Source organism: Chitinimonas viridis (genome assembly GCF_030409555.1).
In the GTDB taxonomy this organism is placed as follows: Bacteria; Pseudomonadota; Gammaproteobacteria; order Burkholderiales; family Chitinimonadaceae; genus Chitinimonas; species Chitinimonas viridis.
The window spans coordinates 306,479-319,113 of record NZ_JAUFPU010000018.1; the positions used below are offsets into that span (position 1 = coordinate 306,479).

At 62.7% G+C, this 12,635-nt stretch carries 17 protein-coding genes; all 17 read right to left on the bottom strand.

Annotation, left to right across the window (positions count from 1 at the left end; translation table 11 throughout):
- Nucleotides 1-3: 3 nt before the first annotated feature.
- Entirely contained in the window at nucleotides 4-336 is a 333-nt protein-coding gene (locus QWZ03_RS14620; RefSeq protein WP_284195022.1) for a phosphoribosyl-ATP diphosphatase, read from the bottom strand.
- Nucleotides 337-522: 186 nt separating this feature from the next.
- Entirely contained in the window at nucleotides 523-921 is a 399-nt protein-coding gene (gene hisI / locus QWZ03_RS14625; protein ID WP_284195023.1) for a phosphoribosyl-AMP cyclohydrolase, read from the bottom strand.
- Nucleotides 918-1,688 carry an imidazole glycerol phosphate synthase subunit HisF gene (gene hisF / locus QWZ03_RS14630; protein ID WP_290333401.1) on the bottom strand — a complete coding sequence of 257 codons (771 nt, stop codon included), beginning with the start codon at nucleotides 1,686-1,688 and terminating at the stop codon, nucleotides 918-920. The genes hisI and hisF overlap by 4 nt, the downstream gene beginning before the upstream one ends.
- A gap of 93 nt (nucleotides 1,689-1,781) precedes the next feature.
- Nucleotides 1,782-2,519, bottom strand: a complete 738-nt coding sequence (gene hisA, locus QWZ03_RS14635; protein WP_284195025.1) for a 1-(5-phosphoribosyl)-5-[(5-phosphoribosylamino)methylideneamino]imidazole-4-carboxamide isomerase — start codon at nucleotides 2,517-2,519, stop codon at nucleotides 1,782-1,784.
- Between the two features lie 13 nt (nucleotides 2,520-2,532).
- Nucleotides 2,533-3,189, bottom strand: coding sequence for an imidazole glycerol phosphate synthase subunit HisH (gene hisH / locus QWZ03_RS14640; RefSeq protein ID WP_308447585.1), 657 nt, complete (start codon nucleotides 3,187-3,189; stop codon nucleotides 2,533-2,535).
- A 29-nt stretch (nucleotides 3,190-3,218) separates the two neighbouring features.
- On the bottom strand, nucleotides 3,219-3,812 hold the full coding sequence (gene hisB / locus QWZ03_RS14645) for an imidazoleglycerol-phosphate dehydratase HisB (RefSeq protein ID WP_284195027.1): 594 nt from the start codon (nucleotides 3,810-3,812) through the stop codon (nucleotides 3,219-3,221).
- A 71-nt stretch (nucleotides 3,813-3,883) separates the two neighbouring features.
- Entirely contained in the window at nucleotides 3,884-4,948 is a 1,065-nt protein-coding gene (gene hisC, locus QWZ03_RS14650) for a histidinol-phosphate transaminase (protein WP_290333404.1), read from the bottom strand.
- A complete protein-coding gene (gene hisD / locus QWZ03_RS14655; protein WP_308446993.1) occupies nucleotides 4,948-6,246 on the bottom strand; it encodes a histidinol dehydrogenase in 1,299 nt (432 codons plus the stop codon). Before hisD ends, hisC begins: the two co-directional genes overlap by 1 nt.
- 81 nt (nucleotides 6,247-6,327) lie before the next feature.
- Nucleotides 6,328-6,975 (bottom strand): ATP phosphoribosyltransferase, encoded by a 648-nt coding sequence (gene hisG / locus QWZ03_RS14660; RefSeq protein ID WP_284195030.1) that lies wholly within the window; start codon nucleotides 6,973-6,975, stop codon nucleotides 6,328-6,330.
- Between the two features lie 231 nt (nucleotides 6,976-7,206).
- Nucleotides 7,207-8,472 carry a UDP-N-acetylglucosamine 1-carboxyvinyltransferase gene (gene murA, locus QWZ03_RS14665; RefSeq protein WP_284195031.1) on the bottom strand — a complete coding sequence of 422 codons (1,266 nt, stop codon included), beginning with the start codon at nucleotides 8,470-8,472 and terminating at the stop codon, nucleotides 7,207-7,209.
- Between the two features lie 50 nt (nucleotides 8,473-8,522).
- Complete coding sequence (locus tag QWZ03_RS14670) at nucleotides 8,523-8,645, bottom strand: hypothetical protein (protein WP_284195032.1); 123 nt, start codon at nucleotides 8,643-8,645, stop codon at nucleotides 8,523-8,525.
- Nucleotides 8,627-8,866: a BolA family protein gene (locus QWZ03_RS14675; RefSeq protein ID WP_284195033.1), complete on the bottom strand. Its 240-nt coding sequence runs from the start codon at nucleotides 8,864-8,866 to the stop codon at nucleotides 8,627-8,629. Before QWZ03_RS14675 ends, QWZ03_RS14670 begins: the two co-directional genes overlap by 19 nt.
- 47 nt (nucleotides 8,867-8,913) lie before the next feature.
- Nucleotides 8,914-9,669, bottom strand: a complete 756-nt coding sequence (locus QWZ03_RS14680; RefSeq protein ID WP_284195034.1) for an ABC transporter permease — start codon at nucleotides 9,667-9,669, stop codon at nucleotides 8,914-8,916.
- Nucleotides 9,670-9,709: 40 nt separating this feature from the next.
- The gene (locus QWZ03_RS14685; RefSeq protein WP_284195035.1) at nucleotides 9,710-10,615 is read right to left on the bottom strand and encodes an ABC transporter ATP-binding protein; all 906 of its coding nucleotides are present in this window, start codon (nucleotides 10,613-10,615) and stop codon (nucleotides 9,710-9,712) included.
- A 97-nt stretch (nucleotides 10,616-10,712) separates the two neighbouring features.
- Nucleotides 10,713-11,600: an MlaA family lipoprotein gene (locus QWZ03_RS14690; RefSeq protein WP_290333406.1), complete on the bottom strand. Its 888-nt coding sequence runs from the start codon at nucleotides 11,598-11,600 to the stop codon at nucleotides 10,713-10,715.
- A 138-nt stretch (nucleotides 11,601-11,738) separates the two neighbouring features.
- Entirely contained in the window at nucleotides 11,739-12,014 is a 276-nt protein-coding gene (locus QWZ03_RS14695) for an STAS domain-containing protein (protein ID WP_290333407.1), read from the bottom strand.
- 2 nt (nucleotides 12,015-12,016) lie between these two features.
- Nucleotides 12,017-12,625 (bottom strand): MlaC/ttg2D family ABC transporter substrate-binding protein, encoded by a 609-nt coding sequence (locus QWZ03_RS14700; protein ID WP_284195038.1) that lies wholly within the window; start codon nucleotides 12,623-12,625, stop codon nucleotides 12,017-12,019.
- Nucleotides 12,626-12,635 lie beyond the last annotated feature (10 nt).

The following is a 12,635-nucleotide window of genomic DNA, read 5'->3' on the forward strand; positions in this document are numbered from 1 at the left end:
TGCCTACTCCTTGCCCGCCGTGCGCGCATTTTTTTCATCTATGCCCGAAATCCCCTCGCGCCGGGCCAATTCAGCCAGCACATCATTCGGGCCCAGGCCCTGGTGCGACAACAGCACCAGGGTGTGAAACCACAGGTCGGCCACCTCGTACACCAGATGCAGGCGGTCGCCATCCTTGGCCGCCATCACGGTCTCCACCGCCTCCTCGCCCACCTTCTTCAGGATGGCATCCAGGCCCTTGTCCATCAGCTTGGCGGTATAGGAAGACGCCGGGTCAGTCCCTTTGCGGTCTTCCAGGGTCTGGGCGATGCGATAGAGTATGTCGGGGTTGATCATATGGGCGGCTCAACAAGACGGGCGATTATAGGCGGGGAAAAAGACAGTTGGGTGACAAGTCTGCGCGTATGCGCATGGCGCGCAACACTGGCGCGGTAAAAAAAGCCGCAGCCGCCAGCGGGTCGTTGCAAATGCGCCTATCCAGCGCAAGCCCGGCTCTTTCTTGGGAGCAGGCTACGCTGCCGGCTAATGGCCGGTGTGGCCACCATAGATGGCATCAGGGTCTTTCAGTACCGCATCCGTCACCACCCACTGCTCATCCACCAGCTTGCGGTACAAGCAGCTCTCGCGGCCGGTATGGCAGGCAATGCCACCGGCCTGGGCAATCTGCATCACAATCACATCGCCATCGCAGTCCAGCCGTAACTCGCTGACGGTTTGCAGATGCCCGGATGCCTCGCCTTTTTTCCACAGCCGCTGGCGCGAGCGGGAAAAATAATGGGCGATACCGGTCTGCGCCGTCAGCTGCAGCGACTCCCGGTTCATATAGGCCACCATCAGTATCCGCTGGCTGTGCGCATCCTGCGCAATCGCCGTCACCAGGCCCTGGGCATCCCAGCGCACCTCATCCAGCCAACTGCTCATAGCCTTACCTCTATACCCTGCTGGCGCATCAGCTGCTTAGCTTCTCCCACGGTATGGTCGCCAAAATGGAAGATGCTGGCTGCCAGCACCGCATCGGCACGGCCCAGCTTGATACCGTCGGCCAGGTCCTGCAGCTTGCCCACACCACCGGAGGCTATCACCGGTATGGTCAGCGCATCGCTGACTGCACGGGTCAGCGCCAGGTCAAAACCCGAACGCGTGCCATCGCGATCCATGCTGGTCAGCAGTATCTCGCCAGCCCCCCGGCGCTGCATCTCCAGCGCCCACGCCACCGCATCCAGCCCGGTGGCATTGCGTCCGCCGTGGGTATAGACCTCCCAGCAAGGCGCGGCATCGGGTGCGCTGACCCGCTTGGCGTCGATGGCCACCACAATGGCTTGCGAGCCAAAATAGCCGGCCGCCTCCTCCACCACCTCCGGCCGGGTCACCGCCGTGGTGTTGATACCCACTTTGTCGGCACCGGCATTGAGCAGGCGCCGCACATCCTCGACCTTGCGCACACCGCCACCGACCGTCAGCGGGATAAACACCTGCTCGGCCACAGCCTCGATGATGTGCAGTATCAGGTCGCGGTTATCGGAGCTGGCCGTGATATCCAGGAAAGTCAGCTCATCGGCGCCCTGCTGGTCGTAACGGCGGGCAATCTCCACCGGGTCGCCGGCATCGCGCAGGCCAACAAAATTCACGCCCTTGACCACGCGGCCATCGGTAACGTCCAGACAGGGAATGATGCGTTTGGCGAGCATGGCGGGCCTGTGCAGCGAAATCGAAAAAGAGAATGAGAAGGAACAAGGCAGCCGGCTCAGGTCCAGCACTGCCGCCCCGCCCCGACAAGCAGTTCAGCCACCCAGCTCGTCAGCCAGTTGCTGGGCAGCGGCAAAGTCCAGCGTTCCCTGGTAGATGGAGCGGCCGGCAATCACCCCGCTGACGCCCTCGCCTTCAACAGCGCAGAGCTTTTGCACATCATCCAGATTGGTCAGCCCGCCCGAGGCAATGACCGGTATGGTCAGGCTCTGAGCCAGCTTGACCGTCGCCTCGATATTCACGCCACTGAGCATGCCATCGCGGCCTATGTCGGTGTAGATCACCGATTCCACGCCGTAATCCTCGAAACGCTTGGCCAGATCGACCACATCATGGCCGGTGATCTTGCTCCAGCCATCAATGGCCACCTTGCCGTCCTTGGCATCCAGGCCCACGATCACCGAGCCGGGAAACGCATCGCAAGCCTCATGCAGAAAGCCCGGCGTCTTGACGGCCGCCGTACCAATGATGACGTAGCGCAGACCGGCCTCCAGATACTTCTCTATGGTCTCCAGGTCGCGTATGCCCCCACCCAGCTGTACCGGTATCTCGCTACCCACCACCTCCAGGATGGCGCGCACAGCCTCCAGGTTCTTGGGTTTGCCGGCAAAGGCCCCGTTGAGGTCCACCAGATGCAGGCGGCGGGCACCCGCATCCAGCCAGCGCTGCGCCATTTCGGCCGGGTCGCCAAAGACGTCGGCGGAGTCCATTTCGCCTTGTTTCAGGCGCACGCACTGACCGTCTTTCAGGTCGATTGCGGGAATGATGAGCATGATGTTCTTCAGCTTATTGAGCAGGTTGAACCGTGCCGTCCCAGGCTACGAAATTCTTCAGCAATTGCAGGCCGGCAGCATGGCTTTTCTCGGGGTGGAACTGGGTGGCAAAGATATTAGCGCGGGCCACGGCAACGGTGAAGGGAAACGGATAGTCGCTACGCCCCACTGGCAGCGCCGCATCAGGCGTATCCATATAGTAGCTGTGGACAAAATAGAAGCGCGACCCGTCTGCAATACCCTCCCACAAGGGATGCGGCCGGGTTTGCCATACCTCGTTCCAGCCCATGTGCGGCACCTTCAGCCTGCTGCCGTCGGCGGCCACCATGCGCTCGGCCTCAAAACGCCTGACCTGCCCGGGGAACAAGCCCAGCGCCGGCGTGTTGCCGCCCTCCTCGCTCAACTCGAACAACAGTTGCGCCCCCACGCATATCCCCAGAAAAGGCTTGCTGGCTGCGGCCGCCAACACAGTCGGGCGCAGATCGCGGGCCAGCAGCTCACGCATGCAGTCGCGCATGGCCCCCTGGCCGGGAAACACAATCTTGTCGGCTGCGGCAATCACCGCCGGATCACTGCTCAGCTGTATTGTCGCCTCCGGTGCCACATGCTCCAGCGCATGGGTCACCGAGCGCAGATTACCCATACCGTAATCAATCACGGCTATCTTCATCGACATGCTCTCACGCAATGCCAACCGCCTCAGGCGGTCAGCGTTCCCTTGGTCGAGGGCATACTGCCCGCCGCCCGCTCATCCACCTCTACCGCCATGCGCAAGGCACGGCCAAAGGCCTTGAAGATGGTCTCGGCCTGGTGATGGGCGTTCTTGCCCTTCAGGTTGTCGATATGCAGGGTCACCATGCCGTGGTTGACGAAGCCATGGAAGAACTCGCTGAACAGGTCCACATCGAACTGGCCTATGCTGGCGCGCGTGTACTCCACCCCATAGTCCAACCCCGGCCTGCCCGACAGGTCTATCACCACCCTGCTCAAGGCCTCGTCCAGCGGCACATAGGCATGGCCGTAGCGGCGTATGCCCTTCTTGTCACCCAGGGCCTTGGCCAGGGCCTGGCCCACGGTAATGCCGATATCCTCGACCGTATGGTGGGCATCGATATGCAGGTCACCCCGCGCCACGATATCGAGATCCACCAGACCATGGCGTGCCACCTGGTCCAGCATGTGCTCAAGAAACGGCACGCCGGTATCAAAACGGCTCTGGCCCGTGCCATCAAGGTTCAGGGTCACGGTAATCTGGGTTTCCAGGGTGTTGCGGCTGACGGTAGCTGTTCTCATGACTAAGGCTCTGAAGGGTTCCAGGCAGGAGGAAAAGTGGCAAGCTTGCCCGCGCAGATAGCTGGCACGCGCTACAGGCACGCCGGCAGGCTGGACAATACCCGGCTGTTCTCGTCCGGGGTACCCACGGTAAAACGCAGGCAGTGCTGCAGCAGCGGATGGGCGCCATGCAGGTTCTTGATCAGTATGCCGGCCGCCTTGAGCGCCGCAAAGCAACGCGGCGCATCAGGCACCCGCGCCAGCACGAAGTTGGCTTCGGAGGGAAACACCGTCACCCCGGCCATGCCAGCCAGCCCCTCGGCCAGCCTGGCCCGCTCCTGCCGCAGCAACAGCGCCTGCTGATCGAACACCGCCTTGTGCTCCAGGGCAAACATGGCCGCCACCTGGGTCAGCACATTCACGTTATACGGTGGCCTCACCTTGTCCAGTTGGTCTATCCACTGTGGCTGGGCCGCCGCATAGCCCAGCCGTATACCGGCCAAGCCCAGCTTGGACAGCGTACGCATCACCAACAGGCGCGGATGCTCACCGGCCAGGGCCATCAGGCTGTCATCGGCAAAGGCAGTATAGGCCTCATCCACCACCACCAGCCCTGGCGCCTGCGCCAGGATCGCCTCCACCTCGGCGCGGGCATAGCGCGGCCCGGTCGGGTTGTTGGGGTAGGACAGGAACACCACGGCAGGCTGATGCAGGGCCATGGCGGCCAGCATGGCGGGCAGATCCAGCGCAAAATCCGGCCGCAGGGGTACGCCCACATAATCCAACCGGCTGAATACCGCGTTCATGCGATACATCACAAAGGACGGCTCGGCCGCCAACAGCTTGGCGCCTGGCCGGGCCAGCGCCTGGCAGATCAAGGTAATGATTTCGTCCGAGCCATTGCCCAGCAGCACACCAGCCGTTGCCGGAATGGCAAACGCCTCGCGCAGGCGCGCCTTCAACCCACCACCATGCGGATCGGGATAGCGGTTGAGCGCCGCCACGGCCAGGCGCCGGCCGAGCTCGGCCTGCAGATCGGGCGGCAGGCCAAAGGGATTCTCCATGGCATCGAGCTTGATCAAGCCAGTGGCATCGGCCACATGGTAGGCCGACAGCGCCGCAATCTCGGGGCGGACATAATCCAGGGCCGAAGTCATCAGCAGCCCTCCTGCAAGCGGTATTCCGCCGACAGGGCGTGCGCCTGCAGCCCCTCGCCATGGGCCAGGGTACTGGCAATCCGCCCCAGCGTCTGCGCCCCGGCTGCCGACACATAGATCAGGCTGCTGCGCTTCTGGAAATCGTAAACGCCCAGGGGGCTGGCAAACCGCGCCGTGCGCGAGGTCGGCAGCACATGGTTGGGGCCGGCGCAGTAGTCGCCCAGCGCTTCCGACGCATAGCGGCCCAGAAAGATGGCCCCGGCATGGCGTATCTGCGCCTGCAGCGCCCAGGGGTCGGCCACCGACAATTCCAGGTGCTCAGGCGCAATCTGATTGGCAATCTCGGCCGCCTCGGCCAGGTCGCGCACCTGTATCAAGGCCCCCCGGTTGGCCAGGCTGGCGCGGATGATGTCCTGCCTCGGCATGCCCGGCAGCAGGCGCGCCATGCTCTCGGCCACCTGCGTCAGGTAGGCCGCGTCAGGGCACAGCAGGATGCTCTGGGCTATTTCGTCATGCTCGGCCTGGCTGAACAGATCCATGGCCACCCAGTCAGGGTCGGTCTGGCCGTCGCAGATCACCAGTATCTCGGACGGCCCGGCCACCATATCGATGCCCACCACACCGAACACCGCCCGCTTGGCGGCAGCCACATACTGGTTGCCCGGCCCGGTGATCTTGTCGACCTGCGGTATGGTCGCCGTACCATAGGCCAATGCTGCCACCGCCTGGGCACCGCCCAGGGTGTATACCCGGTCCACCCCGGCAATATGCGCCGCGGCCAGCACCAGGTCGTTACGCTCGCCCCTGGGGGTGGGCACCACCATGATGATTTCGGCCACCCCGGCCACCTTGGCGGGAATGGCATTCATCAGCACCGACGAGGGATAGCTGGCCTTGCCGCCGGGCACATAGAGGCCAACCCGGTCCAGCGGGGTCACCGCCTGGCCCAGCACGGTACCGTCCTCCTCGGTGTACTGCCAGCTGGCCTGTAGCTGCCGCTGGTGATAGCGCCGCACCCTGTCGGCAGCCGCCTCCAGCGCCTCTCGCTGGACGGGTGCCAGACGCTGGTAGGCGGCCAACAACTCGGCCGGCTGCAGCGTCAACGCAGCCATATCCGCGGCCTCCAGGCCATCAAAGCGACGGGTGTACTCCAGCAGGGCGGCATCGCCACGCTGCCGGACCGCCTGCAGTATGGCCGCGACATCAGCGTCCACCTGCGGATTCTGGGCCGTCTCGAAGGCCAGCAAATCAGCCAACTGGGGCTGGAAATCAATCTGGGTGGTGCTGAGGCGTTTCATCATGGAGAGGCTCTGCTTCACTGTTCGGGCCGCGCCCGACGTTGTTATAGACGTAGCGGGCGGATGCAACAGCGATCCGCTTCAGGCGTGATGATGCACATTCGCCTGGGCGAATGCGTCGATGATGGGCTGTACGCCCAGGCGCTTGAGCTTGAGCGAAGCCTGGTTCACCACCAGGCGGGAACTGACATCCTGCACGTGCTCCACCGCCACCAGCTGGTTGGCGCGCAAGGTGCCACCGGTGCTGACCAGATCGACGATGGCATCCGCCAGCCCCACCAGGGGCGCCAGCTCCATCGAGCCATACAGCTTGATCAGGTCAACGTGCACACCCTTGCGGGCAAAGTGCTCGCGGGCCGACTCGACATACTTGGTCGCCACCCGCAGGCGGGCACCCTGCTTGACCGCCCCGAAGTAATCAAAGCCCTCGCGCACGGCCACCATCAGCTTGCACTGGGCTATCTCCAGATCCAGCGGCTGATACAGTCCCGCACCGCCATGCTCCAGCAGCACGTCATATCCGGCGATGCCCAGGTCGGCAGCGCCATATTGCACATAGGTGGGTACATCGGTAGCCCGTACGATCACCAGCCGCACATCAGCGCGGTTGGTACCCAGTATCAGCTTGCGCGACGATTCCGGGTCCTCGCTCGGCACGATGCCCGCGGCGGCCAGCAGCGGTACGGTTTCTTCGAAGATGCGTCCTTTGGACAGGGCGATGGTGATCATGGCAAGGCAGAAAACGACAGAAGGCGGATTATGCCGGTGTGCGGCAAGGCTGGCGAGCAATAGTTGTCTACCATCATCATAATGAAATGTTATTTACACCTCAGTCGCTTAGACAAGCAATCAGACAACTTGTCTAGATGAATTTACCTAAAACCCACCTCCCGCACCGCCTGCCAGCGCCCATAAAAAACCCCGCTCACAGCGGGGTTCTCTCACGCAGTCAGGCCAGCCTCAATGGGCTGCCGTACCTACCCGCTTGATATCGGCGCCCACGCCACCGAGCTTGGCCTCGATATGCTCGTAACCACGGTCCAGATGGTAGATGCGATCCACGATGGTTTCGCCCTCAGCCGCCAACCCCGCAATCACCAGCGAGGCCGAAGCGCGCAGATCGGTCGCCATCACGGTGGCGCCCGACAGCTTATCCACGCCCTTCACCACGGCGGTATGACCATCGATATGGATATCGGCCCCCATCCGCGCCAGCTCGGAGACGTGCATGAAGCGGTTCTCGAAGATGGTTTCGGTAATGACACTGGTACCGGTAGCCAGGGTATTCATGGCCATGAACTGGGCCTGCATATCGGTGGGGAAGGCAGGATACGGCAGGGTGCGGATGCTGACGGCCTTGGCCCGCTCCCGCATTTCGATGGCAATCCAGCCGTCGCCAGCCTCGATATAAGCACCGGCTTCGCGCAGCTTGTCCAATACCGAATCCAGAATATCGGCACGGGTATTGCGCAGCACCACCCGGCCACGGGCCATCATCACGGCACAGAGGAAAGTGCCGGTCTCGATCCGGTCCGGCATCACGGCATGCTCGGCGCCGTGCAGCCGCTCCACCCCTTCGATGCGTATGGTATCGGTGCCGTGACCGGTAATCCTGGCACCCATCTTGATCAGGCACTCAGCCAGGTCGACCACCTCGGGTTCCCGCGCGGCGTTCTCTATGGTACTCACGCCATCGGCCAGCACAGCAGCCATCAGCAGGTTCTCGGTACCGGTCACCGTCACCATGTCGGTGATGATACGGGCGCCCTTGAGCCGCTTGGCGCGGGCATGGATATAACCATGCTCGATATTGATCTCCGCCCCCATGGCCTGCAGGCCCTTGATGTGCTCACCCACTGGCCGGCTGCCTATGGCGCAGCCACCGGGCAGCGACACTCGGGCCTCGCCGAAGCGCGCCAGCGTAGGGCCCAGCACCAGGATGGAAGCCCGCATGGTCTTCACCAGCTCATACGGCGCCTCCAGCTTGTCCACGCTGGCACCGGTCAGTTCGAACTCGTGCACATTGTCAGTCATCACCCGCATGCCCATGCCCTGCAGCAGCTTCTGGGTGGTCATCACGTCACGCAGTTGCGGCACATTGGTCAGCCGCAGCGTATCGGCCGTCAGCAGCGAGGCGCACAGTATGGGCAAGGCCGCGTTCTTGGCGCCCGAGATGGTGATCTCGCCGCTGAGGGGGTTGCCGCCGGTAATACTCAGTTTGTCCATGTCTTGCTCTCAAGGCGGCAACAGGCCGCCAGCTAAGGTTCGCAACCGGGTCAGACTGCCAGCCACCAGATCAGCAGCAACAGCAACCACGGCAGATTGATCAACACCAGTCCCAGCCGGTCGCTTAAGGGCCGACGCTTGGGCTCAGGCTGCTTCAGGGCTGGTTTTTCCATTCGTGCGGACTATAGGTCTTCATCGACAGCGCGTGTATCTCTTCACGCATGCGCTCACCCAACGCCTGGTAGACCAGCTGATGCTGGCGCACCCGCGGCAGGCCATCGAAGGCGCGCGCCACAATGACGGCCTCGAAGTGATGGCCATCACCGCTGACCTCGAGCACTTCGCAGGCCAGGCCGGCGGCGATGTATTGTTTGACTTGTTCAGGAGTAACCATGACGTTTCTGTTTTCTGGAGTCCCGGCGGACGGCAGCCGCCAGCTTGTCAGTGTTTGAGCTTGTAGCCCGTACGCAGGAGTTGCAAGGTAAATGCAGCCAGCACCACCACCGTGCCCGAGACCACGGCCAGGCTCAGCCAGGGCGATACATCAGATGCCCCGAAGAAACCATAGCGGAAGCCATCGATCATGTAGAACACCGGGTTGAGGTGCGATACGCCCAGCCAGAAGGCCGGCAGCGAGTGGATGGAATAGAACACACCGCTGAGAAAGGTCAGCGGCACAATGATGAAATTCTGAAAAGCGGCCAGCTGGTCGAACTTCTCCGCCCAGATACCGGCAATCAGGCCCAGGATGGCCATCACCGACGAACCCAGCAAGGCAAAGGCCAGTATCCACAGGGGATACTTGAACTCCGGCCAGGCCAGCCACATGGTCACCGCCAGCACCCCCGACCCCACCACCAGGCCACGGACCACCGCAGCCAGCACATAGGCCAGGAAGAACTCCAGGTGCGACAGCGGCGGCAGCAGGATATACACGATATTGCCAGTGATTTTGGACTGGATCAGGCTGCTGGAGGTATTGGCGAACGCATTCTGCAGCATGGACATCATGGCCAGGCCCGGTATCAGGAAGGCGGTATAGCGCACCCCCGGATAGGCCTCCACATGCGACTCCAGCACATGCGAGAAGATCAGCAGATACAGCACCGCCGTCAGGACGGGCGCAGCCACGGTCTGGAAGCTGACCTTCCAGAAACGCAGGATTTCCTTGTAGAACAGGGTACTGAAGCCTTGCATGGCGTATGGAGCAGAACCAGGGCGCTGTGCGCGCACCGGCCTACCCGCGTTTCCTTCCCATCACGTCGAGGAATACCGATTCCAGATCGGGCTTGAGTATTTCCATGTCCTGCACCGCCACACCTGCTTCACGCAGGGTGGCCAACATAGCCTCCAGCGTACCGCAGTCATCGAGCTTGAGCTGATAGGCCCCACCCTCCTGGCTGACCAGCAAAGGCTGCAGCGCCGCTGGCAGCACATCGGGGAACAAGCGCAGCGACAGCACCCGCGCCGAATGAGAGGCCATCAAGGCCGCCTTGTCGTCCAGCGCCACCAGTTCACCCTGCTTGAGCATGGCAATCCGGTTGCACAACGTCTCGGCCTCCTCCAGATAATGGGTGGTCAGCACAATAGTATGGCCTTCGCCATTGAGTCGCTGGATAAACGCCCACAGGGTCTGGCGCAAGGCGACATCCACGCCGGCCGTAGGCTCGTCCAGCACAATGACCGGCGGCTTGTGCACCAGCGCCTGAGCCACCATCACCCGCCGCTTCATGCCGCCAGAGAGAGATCGCATATTGGCGTCCGCCTTACTGGCCAGGCCTAGCTGCTCCAGCAGCTCATCTATCCAGGCATGGTTGCGGCGCAGGCCAAAATAGCCGGACTGGAACTGCAAGGTCTCGCGCACGGTAAAGAAAGGGTCGAAGGTCAGTTCCTGCGGCACGATGCCGACCTTGCGGCGGGCCGCCCGGTAGTCGCGCTGCACATCGCTGCCCAGCACCTCGGCCTTGCCACTGTCGGCCTGGGTCAGGCCGCCCAGCACCGAGATCAGGGTGGTCTTGCCAGCGCCATTGGGGCCCAGCAGGGCAAAGAACTCGCCCTCGCGCACCTCAAGGTCTATCCCCTTGAGGGCTTCAAGCTCCCCAAAGCGCTTCTTGACGGCGGAAAAGCGGATAGCTACGGACATGGCGATAAAAGGCGGAAAACGTGAATTCTACCCGAGCCGGGCGAGGAGCAAACCAACATTACGCAGGACGGCCCCAGACCGCCTGCGACAGTCGCACTCAGGGGGCAGGCAGCAGGGGGGCTGCCTCAGGTTCGGCAGCGGCAGGCTCGGCCGCCAGCGGTTCTGCCATGGCCGCCGGCTGCGGCACGGGCGCCGGCACAGGCTCCGACACGTTCTCAGCCGGCTGTTGCTGTGGCGCTGCAGGTGCAGCGGGATTGGCCGGTGCCGGTTCAGTCTCTTCCGCCTCAACCTCACCCAGTGGCAAGGGCTGGGCCGGTGCGCCATCCCAGACCAGGTTGTAGCGGCGCTGCAGATAGCTGTCGCGCACAAAACCGTACTCGTCGCCAAACGAGGCCGATTCGATCAGCGCATCAGCCGGCAACAGCGTGGCGCGGGTATCCACCAGCTTGAGCAGGTTCAGCCCCAGGCTGGTGTCGTCATCATGCAGGGCACGCATGGGGTTGAGGGCATAGCTGCCCACCCAGTCGCCGCTGTCCCGCAAGGTCTTGGGGCCCAGGAACGGCATCACGATATAAGGGCCGGACGGCACACCCCAGGCACCCAGCACCTGGCCAAAGTCTTCATCATGCTTGGGCAGGCCAGCCGGCGTGGCGATATCAATCAGGCCAAACAGGCCCAGAGTGGAGTTGAACACCACCCGGCCACCGTCGCTGACCGCCTCACGCCATTTGCCCTGCAGCAGGTTGGACGCACCGATATAGATGTCTTCCAGATTGCCGAAGAAATTACTCACCCCCGCCCGCACCGGCTTGGGCGTGATCGCCACATAACCCTGCGCCACCGGCTTGAGCACCGCCTTGTCCAAGGCACTGTTGAAGGCATAGACCTTACGGTTCACCGGCTCCAGCGGGTCGTAATGATTGGCGGGCGTAGCACAGGCCACCAGCAGCAGCGGGCTGAGCAGCAAGGTGTAGGGGTGGCGCATAAAAACTCCGTAGCCGTTTAGACTGAAGCATAGAGCCTGTCCCGAACAATTTCGCGGACGAAACGGTTCACGGACAGGCTCCAGGCAAGCAGCAACGGCGCCCGTAGGCGCCGATGCTGTTGGGTAGACACTAGGACATCATCCCTGCACGCTGGGCAGGAACGCCTCAACACCATACAAGGCGGCAAGGCTGGTGAGGTTGGCAGGCGGCTGCGACAAGGCAATCCGCCGGCCCTGCGCCAGCGCATCACGCTGCCAGTGCAGCAGCAGGCTGATAGCGGTGGAATCAATCTCGCTGACCTCGGACAGATCAATCAGCAAGTCCGGCGCCGACAACCTGCCGGCCACCTCGGCCTGTACCCGGCAGATCGAATCCAGCGTCAGCGCACCGCTGAGCTTGACGGTCTCAGCCATGATTACTTGGCCGGCGCCTTGGCCGACTGGGCCGCATTGCGGTCAGCCAGCGCTTTTACCAGGCCGTCGATGCCATCCTTCTGGATGGTCTGGGTGAAGCTGGTGCGGTAGTTGGTCACCAGGCTCACACCTTCAACGGTCACGTCATAGACCTTCCAGTCGCTGCCGGTCTTGCCCAGACGGTAATCGATGGGGAAAGGCTGGCCGCTGGCGGCCGACACTTCGGTACGCACGATCACATCGGTGTCGGTATCGGCCATCTTGACCGGCTTCACTTCAATACCTTGCAGCTTGTTCACACCGATGGCGGTGGAGTAGGTACGCACCAGCAGGGTACGGAACTCGCGCGACAGGGCGGCCTGCTGCTCGGGGGTAGCCTGTTTCCAGTACTTGCCCACGGCCAGCGAGGTCAGCCGGTTGAAGTCGAAGCTGGGCAGCACCTTAGCCTCCACCAGCTCGCGGAAGCGCTTGTCGGCCGGAGTCAGGTTTTCCTTCTTGATCACCTCCAGCACATCCTTGCTGGTGGTGCGCACCAGTTGCTCGGGCGCGGGTACATCGGCGGTAGCGGTCAGGCCGGCCACCAGCATCATGAAAGCAAAAAATTTACGCATAGTCGTCGTG